Here is a 14718-nt window from a genome sequence, read left to right as displayed (position 1 = left end):
TTTTTCGTTATTTAGGAAATTATAGGACAGATAACAAGAGGAAAATATCTTTATTTGGGGTTAAAAGATAAGGATTTTGTTAGGATGTAAAAGAGGAAGTCTAAAGACTTCCTCTTTTACATGTAAAGATTTTTAGTTGCGCCTTTTGTACTCGTCATACCCGAATTGACTGGTCACTTCGTAACGTCCGTCTTTGTGAAGCACGGCTAAATCTGGGAGTTTGACGCCGTTAAACGTGGTGTTTTTCACGATGGTATAGTGGATCATATCTTCAAAAATGAGCTTGTCACCAATCTTCAGTGGCGCATCAAAACTGTAATCGCCCATGATGTCGCCTGCCAAGCATGTTGGACCTCCAAGGCGGTACAGGTAAGGTTTTTCACCCACTTCTCCCGCTCTTCGGATCGCCGCACGATACGGCATGGCAAGCGTGTCAGGCATATGCGCTTCGGCGGAGATGTCTAAAATAGCGATGTCGATGCCGTTGTGAACGATGTCAAGCACACTTGCCACCAATGGACCTGTTTGCCAACCTACCGCTTCTCCGGGTTCCAAATAAACGTTGATACTGTTATATTTCGCACGAAAATCTTTAATGAGCCGGATGAGTTTTTCCACGTCGTAATCCTCGCGCGTGATGTGATGCCCTCCTCCAAAATTGACCCATTTCATTTGGGGTATCAAATCTCCAAAACGCGCTTCAAACCCTTCTAAAACCGCTTCAAGCGCACTTGCATCTTGTTCGCAAAGTGCGTGAAAATGAAGCCCTTCAATGCCTTCCAGTTTATCATTTTGCATGTTTTCTTTGGTGATGCCAAGGCGACTGTAAAGCCCACATGGGTTGTAAAGATCCACAGGACTAGACGAGACTTCAGGGTTGAGACGCAGTCCACAACTGGTTTTGCCGACTGCTTTTGCTTTGTATTTTTCCCATTGGTTAAACGAGTTAAAAATAAGATGGTCGCTAAGCGCAATGACTTCGTCAATATCCTCTTCTTTGTACGCAGGCGAATAGGTATGAATCGTACCTTTAAAGTACTCTTTCGCAAACTTCGCTTCATGGAGTCCACTGCACGTACAACCACTGAGGTATGTGTCGACAAGTGGCGCAAGCGCTTTAAAAGCAAAGCCTTTGAGTGCGAGTAAAACCGTTGCACCTGAGCGTTCACTCACCTCTTTAAGCAGCTTTAAATTTGCCTCTAAAAGTGCCTCTTCACAGACATACGCAGGGGTGTGAATCTGTTTGATGATTGTCTCTATTTTACTGATTTTGACCATGTTTTTCTCCCAAAATGACAGATGAAATGTAGCATTTTTCCTCTTAATAATCTTAATATTATCCTACCATGAACCAATTCCTCAAAAGTTACGATATTATTAGGAGTTAGAGCAAAATACAAGGAGAATCTATGCGTGCCTTGAGTATTAAAATTAAGGCTTTGATTGTCTTTATGGTTTCAATTGTCTTCGTAGCATCCATCTCGTTGGTGGTGGTCGTTTACAAATCACAGCAACTCGGGCAAACCCAAACCAAGGATGAGGGCGAACTCATTTTAGAGATCAATAAAAATGAGCTCAAAGCCTTTACGACGATGGCGGAAAAGGCGATTGCCTCCTTTTATGAAGCCTCTTCTTCGGAGTCCAACATCGCGCAAAAGATTAAAGCCGATGCGATGATTCTAAAAAAAACGCTGGATGACATCTATACAAACAACAAAGACAAACTCTCCAAAGATGAACTGCAAACGATGCTTTTAGCACTGATTAATGGCTACCGCTACAACAACGATGTGGGGTACTTTTATGCCTATGACATGGAAGGTATCAATGTCGTTCATCCTATCAACAAAGCACTGGTCGGTAAAAATCTGATCGACATGAAAGACAAAGAGGGAAACTTTGTTATCAAAGACCTCCTCAAAGCTGCTAAAGAGGGAACGGGTGTTACCAAGTTCATTTGGCCGCATCCCATTACCAAACAAGATGAGTCCAAACTCTCGTATAATTTCTACTATGAACCTTTAAACATCGTTATCGGCACAGGTGATTATGCCTCTAGTATCAAAGCGCATTTCCAAAATGAGGCGATTAAAATTCTCAATACCCTACGCTACACGGATGATAACGAGGGCTACTTTTTTGGTTTCAAAAAAGGCAATACGAACACTTATGTGTACGCATTTCATGCTACAAAGCAAGATCGTCAAGGCAAAGAAATCAAACTTGACAGCACCGACTCTCAGGGGAAAATGTTTCGTAAAGAGCTAATTGAGGGGGCATTGAAAAACCCGAAAGAAGGGGTTTTTGTCATCTACAATTCGGAGCACCCCATCACCAAAAAAGATGCTCCAAAACTCGCCTACGCCAAATACTTTAAAGAGTGGGATTGGACGATTGTCTCGGGCGTTTACATCGATAGCATCGAAGAACACACTGCCAAACAAGGTGAAAAAATTTCTGCTAATATCAATACCATGCTCGCCGAAACCGTGATCATAGGATCTATTGTCGCACTTATTGCGATTATTGCGATCTATTTTCTCATCACCAGCCTGATCGCAGCGCCCCTTCTCAACTTGCAAGCTACCGCGCACAATCTAGCAGAGGGCGATGGCGACCTGACCAAACAACTTGAGATCAAAAATAACGATGAAATCGGAGGAGCGTCCAAAGAGATCAACAATTTCATCGAAAAAGTGCGTGCAACGATTGCCCTTGCGAAAGAGACAAGCAGTGAAAATGCCTCCATTGCACATGAGCTCTCAACAACAACCCTGCAAGTCGGCAAACGCGTCGAGGATTCGACCACGATCATTCATCAAACAACGACCATGTCCAACGCGATCCAACAAGAGATCAGCACATCGGTGGTGAAAGCCAAAGAGAGTAAAGAAGAGGTCATCAAAGCCAATCAAGAACTCAAATCCGCCCATAAATTTGTCCAACAACTAGGACTTCGCGTTCAAAACAGTGCGCACACCGAACTTGAGCTAGCGCATAAAATCCAACAGCTCAGCTCAGATGCCGACCAAGTCAAAAATGTCCTCACGGTCATCAGCGACATTGCCGATCAGACCAATCTTTTAGCGCTCAATGCCGCCATCGAAGCCGCACGTGCAGGGGAACATGGACGCGGATTTGCCGTGGTTGCCGATGAAGTACGCACTTTAGCAGAGCGCACGCAAAAAAGTTTGGTGGAGATCAACGCCACCATCAACGTGATCGTTCAAGCGATTATGGACAGCAGCGAGCAGATGAATCATAACTCCAAAGAGGTTCAAGAACTCTCCCTCATCGCAGAAGATGTGGGCAAAAAAATCAACACCACCGTTGATATTATGGATATAGCAACCAACCTCAACGATAAAACGGTCAATGACTACATCGCAACCGGAGCGAAAATCGAAGCCATTGTCGCAAAAATCGAAGAGATCAACACCCTCTCAACCCAAAATACCAGAAGTGTCGAAGAGATAGCAGGAGCGAGCGAGCATCTCAATGCCTTGACCGAAAAACTTAATGCGATTTTGAATAAATTTAGAACGTGAGCAAAAGCCTTATTTTTGGGCTTTTACTCTCCCGCTTTTCTGGCAATCGTGTCCATCCAACGCGTTGGGAAAAACCGTTTGAGCCAGACAAAAAGCTTTGTGGGGAACGTCACAGGGTAGCGGAACTTTGGTTTTTTGGCTTCAATCGCGTGAATCAACACGTCTAAAACTGCCTCAGCCCCCAAGGTAAAAGCGCTATCGCCGCTATTTTGAAGGCGCTCTAAGGTTTTGGTATACACCTCTTTGTGTGCGGAGCGCTCTTGGTCGATGTTGGCGCGAAACTTTGCGAGGGCATTTTTACGAAATTTGCTTCGGATGGGGCCTGGTTCGATTAAAACAACGTCAATGCCACTGCCATGAAGCTCAAGTCTGAGCGTATCGGCAAGTCCTTCGATGGCAAATTTGGACGCATTGTACGCTCCTCGGTAACCCATCGCGACCAAACCCAAGATGGAGCTGTTGTAGATGATGCGCCCGTGCCCTTGTTTGCGCATATAGGGAAGCACGAGGTTGGTCAACTCAAGGGTGCCAAAAACATTGGTTTCAAACTGTTCACGCAGCACGTCACGCTTCAAATCTTCCACGGCTCCGGGTTGCCCGTATGCAGCGTTATTAAAAAGCACATCGATGCGCCCACCCGTTTGAGAGATCATCCACGCAATCGCTACATGTAAACTGCCAGAGTCGCACAGATCGAGCTTAAACGCATTAAGCCCTTCCGCTTGCAAGCGCTTGACGTCCTCATCTTTACGACACGTTGCAAAAACGGTGTAACCCAGTTTTGAAAGCCCATGCGCGCAGGTGTACCCAATGCCCGAAGAGCAGCCTGTGATCAAAATCGTTTGTGCTTTCATATGCTTAGAATGGTTTCGCCTGAATTGATCCACGCGCTTAAAAGCTCACCCGTGTAAAAGACATCGATACCGCATGTTTGCAACGGATCAGTTATCGCCATTGTATCAGCACATTTAAGACATGCGACGACTTTGACACCATCTTTTATCATTGCTTCAACTTTAGCTCGAACTTCTGAATCTTCGGCAATAAGTCGTTGAGAAGCACCCCAAACCAACACTTCAACCTCATCCATCCACCCTTTTAAAATGGCGTTGTGTGCATAAAGACAAACCATATGCAAGGCGGTCTCTTTGTTGTCTGTTGTCCATAAGATTTTTGCTTTTTTTGACATGGTGATCCTTTACATGTAAAGTGTCAAAGAGGCAGCTCAAAACTTTACATGTAAAGCTTTGAGCCTAAAAAATTATTTAACTTCGAACGTTTCCTCTGGTTTCATTTCGATGATTTTCCAAGGAAGTCCTTGTGTATTTAACTCGTCCATAAATGGTTTTGCGTCGAATTGTTCCATATTGAAAACGCCTTTACCAGCCCATTTTCCCTCTAACATCATCTTCGCTCCGATCATCGCAGGCACACCCGTGGTGTAACTGACCGCTTGCGCACCCGTTTCGCGGTAGCACTCTTGGTGATCGCACACATTGTAGATATAGACTTTGCGTTTTTGACCATCTTTAAGTCCTTCAAAAACACACCCGATATTCGTAAAACCAACGGTTCTTGATCCCAAACTTGCAGGATCTGGAAGCAACGCTTTTAAGAGTTGAATCGGCACGATTTTCACGCCATCAACGTCCACTTCATCGATGCGAAGCATACCGACATTTTCCAAGCATTTCATGTGAGTGAGGTAGCTTTGACCAAAGGTCATAAAGAAGCGAATACGTTTAAGCCCTTTAATGTTTTGCACCAAAGACTCTAACTCTTCATGATACAGCAGATAACTGTCTTTTGGCCCTACTTCGGGGTAATCCCAGACCATTTTTACCGAAACAGGCTCGGTTTCAATCCATTTGCCCTCTTCCCAATAACGCCCTTTGGAGCTTACTTCGCGAAGGTTGATTTCTGGGTTAAAGTTGGTTGCAAACGCGTATCCATGATCGCCTGCATTACAGTCTAAGATGTCGATAGAGTTGATCTCATCAAAAAGATATTGTTGCGCATAGGCACAAAAAACGTTCGTCACACCTGGGTCAAATCCACTGCCTAAAAGCGCCATAATGCCTGCATCTTTAAAGGCTTTATCTCTTGCCCATTGCTCTTTGTACTCAAATTTTGCCAAGTCTGGGTGCTCGTAGTTGGCGGTGTCAAGGTAAGGAACATTGGTTTTAATGCACGCATCCATGATGGTGAGGTCTTGGTATGGAAGAGCGATGTTCATCACCAACGCTGGGTTTACTTTTTTGATAAGAGCGACGAGTGATTCGACATCATCCGCATCAATTGCCGCCGTTTCAATGTTTACATGTAAAGACTCTTTGATCTCGTTTGCGATTTGATCGCATTTTGATTTGGTTCTACTTGCCAAGACGATTTTACTGAATACATCACTGTTCATTGCGCATTTTTTGGTGACCACGCGGCTCACGCCACCCGCGCCAATAATTAATACTGTTGCCATTGTTATCCTTTGAGATTTTCATTGAGGCTTCTTTAATAATCCCTATAACCATAGAAATTATCAAAAAAGCCTATTGACTTTAGAGTTATTATAGAGTGTTTTGGTTACGTTTTTATTTCAAGCTTTTAAGTACGATGTACGCGAGTTCAAGCGCACGTGCTCGGTGTGAAAAGGCTTTTTTTACGCTCTCATCCAATTCGCCCAGTGTCTGGTTGTAACCACAGGGAATGAACATCGGGTCATACCCAAAACCATTTGTGCCACGCTCTTGCGCAATCGCATCGCCGTGCATCCAGCCATGCACACAAAACTCGCCTTTGGCGCAAACAAGCGCAATCGCCGCGGTGTAAAATGCAGGCGTTTTTTGGATACCTTTGTCTTTTAATGCCGCAATCAGTTTGGTGAAATTCTCTTTTGCGTTCGCATTGATTCCTGCGTAACGCGCACTGTAAATACCGGGCTCTCCGCCTAAAAGAGGCACGCTAATGCCGCTGTCATCGCTTAAAACGATGTCATTTTTGTTTTCTAGTTTTTCATAGACGGCGCGCGCTTTAATCAGAGCGTTTTCTTTAAAAGTCGACCCCGTTTCATCAATGTCAAACGGTGCCATAATGTCGCTGTACGCGACCACTTCATACTCGCTGATCCAAGATTGAAACTCTTTGACTTTACCGTGATTGGACGTGGCTAAAATAATTCTCAAACGCTGCTCCATTACCTTACATGTAAAAGGTTTTAGAAATAACCCGCACGAAACACTTTGAGCCGATGGGACGAATAAGCGGAGCGTTTCGGGGCTCCCGTCGTGTCTCAACCGTTTTGAGAAAGGGTTAGTTCTAAACCTTGATTTTATCCATTCTTTGTTTAAAACTTGGGTTGCATGATCCACAGCTCAAGCGGTGCTTTAAGCTCACCTGCGATCCATTGTGCCCTCTCTCCGTAGCCCATAAACATATCGGCGCGATTGGGTCCTTTGATGGCACCTCCCGTGTCTTGGGCAAACACAAATTTCTCAACTGTGTAGTTAGGCGATTCACTTTTGACCACCAAAAGAGACCCCAGAGGAATATACGTGCGATCAACCGCAACAGAACGCTCAGGGGTTAGCACCAGTCCCAAACTCCCCGTGGCGCGTTGTTCCATTTTACGGAAGAAAACATAACTGGGATTCGTGTTGAGCAATGTGTCGATCTGGCTTGGGTGCGCAACAAGCCACGCTTTGATGCTCTGCAACGAGACCTCATCCACAGAGTTGAAAATGCCACGGTTGATCATCTCGCGCCCCAAAGATTTGTACGCATGCCCGTTAGCATCGGCATAACCTATGAAAATGACGTTGCCATTTTCCAGCTCAACCCTGCCAGAGCCTTGCACTTCCATAAAGAAAAGATCGATCTTATCGTCCACATAACAGAGCACTTCCGCGTTGAGTTTACGCTTGCCGATCTCTTCACGCGTAAAATAAGGCATCATTTTGCCCTTTACAGAACGCCCGCGCATCTTTTTGTCATTCTCCCCCACGATCATCACAAGGTCTTTGGGTTTGCCGTAAACGGGGTATTTGAACCGTTCTGTTTTTTTCAAACTGCCATGCAACAAAGGCTCATAATAACCCGTCAACATCGAGCGCTGTTCGTTGGGCTCAATCTTTTTAAGCTCAAAAGAGTTTTTAAAAAAAGCTTTCGCATCGTTTACATGTAAGGATTGTTCACAGACATTGGCGTACACTTTTTTGGTGAGAGGTGCCGCACAATTTTGGCGAAACATGAAGAGAAGTTCATCAAAATTCTCAGTGTGACTGAGCATTTCAAAGCGTTCATTTTGCTCTTGAAGCGAGCTGACTAAAGCTTCATCTTGAAGCGTTGGAGCCGTCGTTTTAAAGCTACAACCGCTCACCAAAACCATTAAACAGACACAAAAATAGAAACTCTTTCGCATTACCATCCATTAAGAAGAGACACCAAAGTGTCTCGCATTTACTTTTTAAGCGTCGCTAACTCCGCTTTAATCGCATCAAACTCGGCATAGATTTTATTGTGTTCCATGACAATCCAGTGATTCAATCCCACATAATACAGCGAAACAAAATACGCAACCACACACCCTACAAAACCCAAAACATGTGTAATTTCCATGGTCTATCCTTTTCATTTGGTGAAAAAAGTATAACATAAATATACCTTGCGCGATATGATGCTTACAAATCCCATAGAATTTTCAAAGTTTAACCAAGGTAAAATTGTCACTTCTATATCTCTTCGAGGATTATCAGACTGATGTTTAAAACTATTTTTCCCCTTAGCCTTATCATTTCACTCCGTTTCTTAGGTCTCTTTATCGTCCTACCCGTCCTCTCCGTGTATGCACTGCATCTGGAAGGATCTAACGAATTTTTAGTGGGTATCACCATCGGTGGCTACGCGCTCACGCAGATGTTGCTTCAAATTCCTTTTGGCATTATGTCCGACAAGATTGGACGCAAAATTACTATTTTTATTGGATTGGTTATCTTTCTTGTAGGCTCACTGGTGTGTGCGTACAGTGAAACCATTTACGGTCTGATGATCGGACGTTTCTTGCAAGGTGCCGCGGCGATTGGCGCTGTGGGAACAGCGATGATCAGCGATATGGTCAAAGAAGAGGTTCGTGGACACGCTATGGCGATTATGGGTGGCTGTATTGCCGCGAGTTTTGCCATTTCGATGATGCTAGGCTCCGTGATCGGTGGCTACTATGGGGTCGATAAACTCTTTTTTATCACCGCGGCTCTCTCAGCGTTTGCGATAATCGTACTCTACACCAAAGTCCCCAATCCTCCCAAAATTATTCACAATTATGGCGCCGATGAGACAGAGCTTAAACACATTTTAAAAGACCGCAACCTGATGAACATGAACATCACCAATATGCTGCAAAAAGGGATGATGACATTGGCGTTTATGGTCATTCCTATCATTATGGTGCAACAGTTTGGCTTTGAGAAGAAAGAACTCTGGATGGTTTATCTCCCAGCGATGCTCTGTGGTGTCCTTGCGATGGGTCCTTCGGCGATTTTAGGGGAGAAAAAACACCGCTCCAAAGAGATGCTCATGATCGGTGTCGCACTCTTTGCGATCAGCTATGTGATGATGGGCTACGCGAAAAGTGCCTCATGGTTTATCGTGGGTGTGGTGATCTTTTTCATCGGCTTTAACATGCACGAACCTTTGATGCAGTCTATGGCGAGCAAATACGCGAAAGTGCACCAAAAAGGTGCAGCACTAGGCGTTTTCAACACGTTTGGTTACGCAGGTACGTTCATTGGTGGTGTTTTTGGTGGGTATTTCTTGCAACACTTTGGCATCATGGAAATTGCTTGGGTTATCTTTATCACCTGTATTCTCTGGCTATTTTTAATAGCCGCACTTAAAAATCCAAGCCACAATAAAAATCTCTATTTGCCATTTTCCACCATCGACATGACACGTACCTTGCATCTTAGCCATGTTAAAGGTGTCATCGAATGGTACCAAAACGAAAGTGAACACCTTCTCGTCATCAAGTATGACTCACAAGCAACCAACAAAGAGACCATCTTAGCGGTTTTAGAATAGGTGAGCTTTCTCTCCCTTTTTTTCACAAGCTTCGCCTCTGCCACGCTACTGCCTGGTGGAAGCGAAGCCCTTTTTGTCTATCTTTTAAGCGAGCACCTCAACCCTTTTTTACTCTTAGTCGTTGCCACACTGGGCAATACACTAGGCTCTTGTGTCAATTATATTTTAGGAAAATACGCTACGGATTTTGCACTGCGCAAAAACTATATGAACGAAAAACACCTTCAAAAAGCCTCCACACTGTTTGAAAAATACGGCGCATGGAGTCTGCTTTTTTCATGGCTTCCCATCATCGGCGACCCACTCACTTTCGTCGCTGGCATCGTGCGTTATGCGTGGTGGAAGTTTGTCATTATCGTTGCCTTTGCCAAATTGGCGCGGTATGGGTTTGTTTATCTTGGATTTTTGGCTATTTCATAAACTACTTCTCATAAATTATGGTAATATACTCCTATAATTTAAAGGAGTATCTATGCTTTATCAACGTTTTTTACAAAAAGAGATACAGCACGCTCTTAACTATTTTCCCTCTATTCTGATCACAGGAGCGAGACAAAGTGGCAAAAGTACTCTGGCAATGAGTCTGTGTGAAAACTATATCACCCTTGATGACATCACGGTTCTCTCCCGTGCCAAAGAAGACCCACTTTTATTTATTTCTGGACTCAAACGCCCTGTGGTTATCGATGAAATTCAAAAATCTCCCGAACTTTTGAGTGCTGTTAAGATAGCGATTGATCAAAAGAGAAATGCAGGAGAGTTTATTCTCACGGGCTCAGCCAACGTTATGGATTTTAAACATGTCAGTGATACCTTAGCAGGTCGTATCGCCCTTTTCGAGCTTTCTCCACTCTCCTTAGGCGAAGTAAGCCATTCTAAAACACTTTTTTTAGAGACACTTTTCAGTGATGATTTTTCACCGCAAAGAGCACCATCGATGGATGAATTTTCTCTTATGAAACGCATTTTAGATGGCATGTACCCTACAATGCTCTCGTTAGAAGAACAAAAGATGAAATATTTATGGCTAAGCTCCTACATTGCTACGTATATCGAAAGAGACGTACGTGACATTGAAAATATTCGTAATATTGATAAATTTGCAAAACTCATTCACCTGCTTGCCAGCCGAAGTGCGAACATGATCAATAAAGCAGACCTAAGCATTGCTAGCGCACTGGATGTAAAAACACTCGACAACCATCTCAATCTTTTAGCGTTGGTGTATCAGATCAAACGCGTGCGACCTTATTATGCCAACATCGGAAAACGGTTTGTTAAAAGTGAAAAACTCTTCTTTACCGACACGGGCATTTTAAATTTTTTACTTGGCATTCAAACCGTCGATCAACTCTTGGCTTCATCGTTTATAGGAAGCATTTTTGAGACGTTTGTCTTTAATGAATTGTGCAAACAACAAAGCTTTTTGACGGATACCACGCAGATCTATTATTACCGTACCCTCGATAAAAAAGAGATTGATTTTATCATCGAACGCAATGGCAAAATCGTTGCTATCGAAGTCAAATTTGCCAAAAATGTCTCAAAATCCGACTTTAAGCACATCATTGACCTGCAACACAGTAGCGACGCTTTTCATCGCGGCATCGTCGTTTACATGGGAGAACACCCACTTGCCTTTGGTGAAAACCTTTGGGCGGTGCCTTTTACAATGATGTTTTAGGTTTTTTGTGGAATTAATTCGCTCAAACGTGTATAGACTATAATACTCGCATAATTTTAGATAATAAGGTTTACAATGAACTCACCCATCTCCTGCGAATTTTACGACCAACTCATGGTCGTGATTCAGCGCAAAATTCCCTCGACGATTGTCTATCTGGAAAACGAACAAACGTGCACCATTAAAGGCGTTGTCACAGAATTGATGATGATAGAGTATGAAGAGTTTTTAATGCTAAAAAGTGGGAAAAAGATCCATCTTCAGAGCATTTTTTCGTTGAATGGAAAGAAGCACAAAGAGATTTGAGAACGTTACATGTAAAGAAGAATCTTTACATGTAACCCATTTTTTTTATTAAAAGGTAATGTTTTTAAACGCTGTGTCTACCAAATTTTTAGCAACCATTGGTGGTTTAGCAACACTCACACCTTCGAGTAAAGCGGTAGCATCTTTTCCTGCTGTGGGGAGGAAAAGAGGACACACTTGCACGATAGCGCCTGCTTTGATTAAGCCTTGTAGTGCAGTTTTAGGATTGACATTTTGTCCATCAGCACGTTTTACAGAACCTGATTCAAACTCTTTAAGTGCTAAGTTTCCTGCAGGGCCGCATAAGGTGATATTCACGACTTTATTGTGGTCTTTGATTACGCTAGTTGAGAGCACCATGCCCATCATTTGAGTTTGCGTATCTGCTGAGACCATCAAGACATTGAGACCTTTTACCTCTTGCGCACTTAAAGGCAACACTAAAGCACCTGCTACAACCATCGATAAGAAAACTTTTTTCATACATACTCCTCATTATAATTTAAGATGAACACTATTATAACAGAATCTTAAATAGTTATGGAAATGTAATAGGCAAAAGTGAAAACCTTTCTATTAAACCTCATTCCCTTCAATAGGATTGATGCGAATTTCTATTGCATCGTCACTTGTTGAGGCAATAACAATTTCGATAGGGCGACAGCAGACATAGCAGTCTTCAACATAACTCTCACCCACTTCGCAACTGGGTTCAATGAAAATGGAAAAATTCTCCCAACAATAAGGGCAGGTTATGGTTTTTTCAAATAATTCGTTATTCATAAGAACCTTTCAGAAATGTGGTTTAATTCTAACGCATTTTGAGTTAAAATGTATCTCAATCCTTAAGCAATTGTTGCGTTTTATGGCAAAGACTGAGACTTTACATGTAAAAGAATACCTTCACGCAAAGGTGTGTTTCTCTTTTTACCCACATAATTCATTTTTTTCTTCATCAATAGATTTTCTCTCCATTTTCACCCACCTATCCGTTATAATTTTTAGAATGTAGCAAGATCAAAAAAGGGGTGTAAGTGATTAATCTGAGTACCATCAAAGGGAAATTAGCTGTTTTATCGATTCTGAGTTTTATAACGTATTCATCGATAGGATACATATCGTACAACAATAATCAACAAGCGAAAACGATAACGATACGACTGTTAAAAGTAGGAGAAATTCAAGCGCTTTCAAGTGAAACATCGGCAGATTTACGTGGATTTAGACTTTTTTTAAAGCAAAACTTTTTAGATTAATTTAAAAAAGATTCAGATGCTATCGTCAAAAAAATCGACGAGCTCTCCGCCATTCTAAATGACGAGGTTCTTAAAAAGAAACTGGTCAGTTTATCACATGAATATCAAAAATGGAATGATGTACGCTACGCCATATCAGAAATAATTATTAAACATAAAGAAAACGTCAAAACCAAAGCCTTTCAAGAGAGTGAGGAAGGTAAAACGCTTGCTAAAATAACGAAAACATCCAACGCGTTAAAAGATAGTATTCAAGATGAGCAAGACGCACTTTTGCACCTTATTCAAACAAACAATTTAGAAGAGATGGATAGCAACACAACCAAGATAGCCAGTATTATCTTTGTGAGTATTGCCTTTATCATGAGCATTTTTTATTTTATAACCAAAAATATCGTCACCTCCATTAAAAATTTAGGCGTCAGTGTTCAAAATATAACGCACAATAAAGATTTTACACAAGACATCTCCATTAAAGGAAACGATGAATTGGCGCAGATGAGCATCCAGCTAAATGAGCTCATCACGATGCTTCGCCAATCCTTCCATACGATCAATCTCTTGCTCAGCAGCAATGTCGCCGTTTCAGAAGCATTTTCGACCACGACCTCTTTTATCAAAAAATCCGTAGACGAAGAGTCAAAAGTCATTGTCGATGTCACAGCCCATTCCGACACGATGAAAAAAGGCATGGAAATCTCATCCCATGAAGCGAAAAATATTCTTGAAAAAGCCATCGCTACGGGAGAAAATATGCAAGAAGTTAAAAAATCACTCTCGTACACAATCGAACAGTTGGATATAACGTCCCAAATAGAATCCGACATCAATACCAACCTCCATACGCTCTCCGAAGAAGCAGCGCAGGTTAAAGAGGTTATTACGATCATATCCGACATTGCCGATCAAACGAATTTATTGGCGTTAAATGCTGCTATCGAAGCAGCACGCGCAGGAGAACACGGGCGTGGTTTTGCAGTTGTTGCCGATGAAGTGCGAAAATTGGCGGAGCGTACGCAAAAAAGTTTAGTCGATACCAACGCAACGATCAATATTATCGTGCAATCGGTCAATGACATTTCCGATAAAATGAATCAAAACATCAAGCGCATTCAAAACCTTGTTACATCCTCCAACACAGTCAATTCCAACACAGATATAACCGCCCATACGCTAACCGATACGGTTGATTTGATCCAAAAACTCTACACAGATGCTCAAACGAATGTGCAAACAACAAGCACCATCATCCATCAAATCCATCTCATTAGCTCCCTCTCCACAAACAATACAAAAAGTGCCGAAGAGATCTCTGCGTCTGCCAATGAATTGTGTCAAATGACCGTAAAACTCAAAGAAGAAATTTCAGCGTATAAAACCTAAAGTGCCAGTCCGCAATATACGAAAAGGTGAGCGTTATTGCGGAGGCACGCCTTGCATGATTCTCTTCGCCTCTTCTTTGCTCAAGGTATCGTTAAAAAAGAGTGTGCAAAAGGAGATGCTCTCTTGCTTGATGATTGCTACGCTTTTATTATGTGCAGACCACGCATCGGCGATACGTTCGATTGAGTCTGGAATATTGGTATGCGCCATGTTTACAAATATTTGGTTTGCGAAGAGCAATGGGGAGCCAGCATCACCCGACTTTACACGTCCAACAATACCACATCCACCATCTTATCTTTTCAATTTTCTAAATATTTGCTTCTGTCTTTAATTGTTTAATGGCTATTTATAGTGATTTGTAAACACCACTATCTCTATCATGCTCGTATCTATATAAATAAAAATGGCTCTGTATTTTTTATCGAGTCTAAAAGAGTAAATCAGTCTCTCTTTTGGTTCAAGGAGTTCT

General features: G+C 42.5%; 16 protein-coding genes. 6 read left to right on the top strand and 10 right to left on the bottom strand.

The features are described 5' to 3' along the window. Nucleotides 1–132: 132 nt before the first annotated feature. Entirely contained in the window at nucleotides 133–1278 is a 1146-nt protein-coding gene (gene nspC, locus JU57_RS04345; RefSeq protein ID WP_037957452.1) for a carboxynorspermidine decarboxylase, read from the bottom strand. 131 nt (nucleotides 1279–1409) lie between these two features. On the opposite strand from nspC, the gene JU57_RS04340 reads away from it, so the two are divergent. Then, complete coding sequence (locus tag JU57_RS04340) at nucleotides 1410–3548, top strand: methyl-accepting chemotaxis protein (RefSeq protein WP_037957451.1); 2139 nt, start codon at nucleotides 1410–1412, stop codon at nucleotides 3546–3548. Between the two features lie 23 nt (nucleotides 3549–3571). On the opposite strand, the gene JU57_RS04335 is transcribed toward JU57_RS04340, so the two are convergent. The 6 genes from JU57_RS04335 to JU57_RS14005 form a co-directional block, all read right to left on the bottom strand. Beyond that, nucleotides 3572–4402 carry an SDR family oxidoreductase gene (locus JU57_RS04335; protein ID WP_037957448.1) on the bottom strand — a complete coding sequence of 277 codons (831 nt, stop codon included), beginning with the start codon at nucleotides 4400–4402 and terminating at the stop codon, nucleotides 3572–3574. After that, nucleotides 4399–4737, bottom strand: coding sequence for a hypothetical protein (locus JU57_RS04330; RefSeq protein WP_037957447.1), 339 nt, complete (start codon nucleotides 4735–4737; stop codon nucleotides 4399–4401). Before JU57_RS04330 ends, JU57_RS04335 begins: the two co-directional genes overlap by 4 nt. A 72-nt stretch (nucleotides 4738–4809) precedes the next feature. Continuing rightward, nucleotides 4810–6024 carry a saccharopine dehydrogenase family protein gene (locus tag JU57_RS04325; RefSeq protein ID WP_037957444.1) on the bottom strand — a complete coding sequence of 405 codons (1215 nt, stop codon included), beginning with the start codon at nucleotides 6022–6024 and terminating at the stop codon, nucleotides 4810–4812. A gap of 112 nt (nucleotides 6025–6136) precedes the next feature. Then, a complete protein-coding gene (gene rdgB / locus JU57_RS04320; protein ID WP_037957711.1) occupies nucleotides 6137–6727 on the bottom strand; it encodes an RdgB/HAM1 family non-canonical purine NTP pyrophosphatase in 591 nt (196 codons plus the stop codon). A 161-nt stretch (nucleotides 6728–6888) separates the two neighbouring features. Continuing rightward, nucleotides 6889–7962: a murein transglycosylase A gene (locus tag JU57_RS04315; protein ID WP_037957439.1), complete on the bottom strand. Its 1074-nt coding sequence runs from the start codon at nucleotides 7960–7962 to the stop codon at nucleotides 6889–6891. A gap of 38 nt (nucleotides 7963–8000) precedes the next feature. Further along, complete coding sequence (locus JU57_RS14005) at nucleotides 8001–8159, bottom strand: hypothetical protein (protein WP_294875838.1); 159 nt, start codon at nucleotides 8157–8159, stop codon at nucleotides 8001–8003. Between the two features lie 141 nt (nucleotides 8160–8300). Here JU57_RS14005 and JU57_RS04310 point away from each other — a divergent pair, with 141 nt between their 5' ends. From JU57_RS04310 to JU57_RS04295, 4 genes are all read left to right on the top strand, one after another. Beyond that, nucleotides 8301–9617 carry an MFS transporter gene (locus JU57_RS04310; protein ID WP_037957437.1) on the top strand — a complete coding sequence of 439 codons (1317 nt, stop codon included), beginning with the start codon at nucleotides 8301–8303 and terminating at the stop codon, nucleotides 9615–9617. Further along, the gene (locus JU57_RS04305; protein WP_037957435.1) at nucleotides 9618–10037 is read left to right on the top strand and encodes a YqaA family protein; all 420 of its coding nucleotides are present in this window, start codon (nucleotides 9618–9620) and stop codon (nucleotides 10035–10037) included. A gap of 52 nt (nucleotides 10038–10089) precedes the next feature. Further along, entirely contained in the window at nucleotides 10090–11301 is a 1212-nt protein-coding gene (locus JU57_RS04300) for an ATP-binding protein (protein WP_037957433.1), read from the top strand. A 75-nt stretch (nucleotides 11302–11376) separates the two neighbouring features. Further along, nucleotides 11377–11607 (top strand): hypothetical protein, encoded by a 231-nt coding sequence (locus JU57_RS04295; protein WP_037957431.1) that lies wholly within the window; start codon nucleotides 11377–11379, stop codon nucleotides 11605–11607. Between the two features lie 48 nt (nucleotides 11608–11655). Here the strand turns inward: JU57_RS04295 and JU57_RS04290 are convergent, their stop codons facing one another. After that, entirely contained in the window at nucleotides 11656–12090 is a 435-nt protein-coding gene (locus JU57_RS04290) for a hypothetical protein (RefSeq protein WP_037957429.1), read from the bottom strand. Between the two features lie 93 nt (nucleotides 12091–12183). Further along, nucleotides 12184–12390: a CPXCG motif-containing cysteine-rich protein gene (locus tag JU57_RS04285; RefSeq protein ID WP_037957426.1), complete on the bottom strand. Its 207-nt coding sequence runs from the start codon at nucleotides 12388–12390 to the stop codon at nucleotides 12184–12186. A gap of 779 nt (nucleotides 12391–13169) precedes the next feature. On the opposite strand from JU57_RS04285, the gene JU57_RS04275 reads away from it, so the two are divergent. Next, nucleotides 13170–14246, top strand: coding sequence for a methyl-accepting chemotaxis protein (locus tag JU57_RS04275; RefSeq protein WP_294875829.1), 1077 nt, complete (start codon nucleotides 13170–13172; stop codon nucleotides 14244–14246). Between the two features lie 33 nt (nucleotides 14247–14279). On the opposite strand, the gene JU57_RS14000 is transcribed toward JU57_RS04275, so the two are convergent. Beyond that, nucleotides 14280–14456 carry a hypothetical protein gene (locus tag JU57_RS14000; protein ID WP_294875826.1) on the bottom strand — a complete coding sequence of 59 codons (177 nt, stop codon included), beginning with the start codon at nucleotides 14454–14456 and terminating at the stop codon, nucleotides 14280–14282. Nucleotides 14457–14718 lie beyond the last annotated feature (262 nt).

It is taken from the genome of Sulfurospirillum sp. SCADC (assembly GCF_000743525.1).
Lineage (GTDB): Bacteria > Campylobacterota > Campylobacteria > Campylobacterales > Sulfurospirillaceae > Sulfurospirillum.
The sequence above is the reverse complement of the archived record's forward strand: the minus strand, read 5'-3'. Positions and strand labels throughout refer to the sequence as shown.

Coding starts and splice junctions, on each gene's coding strand:
- nspC (WP_037957452.1), bottom strand. CDS start 1,278: ATGGTCAAAATCAGTAAAATAGAGACAATCATCAAACAGATTCACACC.
- JU57_RS04340 (WP_037957451.1), top strand. CDS start 1,410: ATGCGTGCCTTGAGTATTAAAATTAAGGCTTTGATTGTCTTTATGGTT.
- JU57_RS04335 (WP_037957448.1), bottom strand. CDS start 4,402: ATGAAAGCACAAACGATTTTGATCACAGGCTGCTCTTCGGGCATTGGG.
- JU57_RS04330 (WP_037957447.1), bottom strand. CDS start 4,737: ATGTCAAAAAAAGCAAAAATCTTATGGACAACAGACAACAAAGAGACC.
- JU57_RS04325 (WP_037957444.1), bottom strand. CDS start 6,024: ATGGCAACAGTATTAATTATTGGCGCGGGTGGCGTGAGCCGCGTGGTC.
- JU57_RS04315 (WP_037957439.1), bottom strand. CDS start 7,962: ATGCGAAAGAGTTTCTATTTTTGTGTCTGTTTAATGGTTTTGGTGAGC.
- JU57_RS14005 (WP_294875838.1), bottom strand. CDS start 8,159: ATGGAAATTACACATGTTTTGGGTTTTGTAGGGTGTGTGGTTGCGTAT.
- JU57_RS04310 (WP_037957437.1), top strand. CDS start 8,301: ATGTTTAAAACTATTTTTCCCCTTAGCCTTATCATTTCACTCCGTTTC.
- JU57_RS04300 (WP_037957433.1), top strand. CDS start 10,090: ATGCTTTATCAACGTTTTTTACAAAAAGAGATACAGCACGCTCTTAAC.
- JU57_RS04295 (WP_037957431.1), top strand. CDS start 11,377: ATGAACTCACCCATCTCCTGCGAATTTTACGACCAACTCATGGTCGTG.
- JU57_RS04290 (WP_037957429.1), bottom strand. CDS start 12,090: ATGAAAAAAGTTTTCTTATCGATGGTTGTAGCAGGTGCTTTAGTGTTG.
- JU57_RS04285 (WP_037957426.1), bottom strand. CDS start 12,390: ATGAATAACGAATTATTTGAAAAAACCATAACCTGCCCTTATTGTTGG.
- JU57_RS04275 (WP_294875829.1), top strand. CDS start 13,170: ATGGATAGCAACACAACCAAGATAGCCAGTATTATCTTTGTGAGTATT.
- JU57_RS14000 (WP_294875826.1), bottom strand. CDS start 14,456: ATGGCGCATACCAATATTCCAGACTCAATCGAACGTATCGCCGATGCG.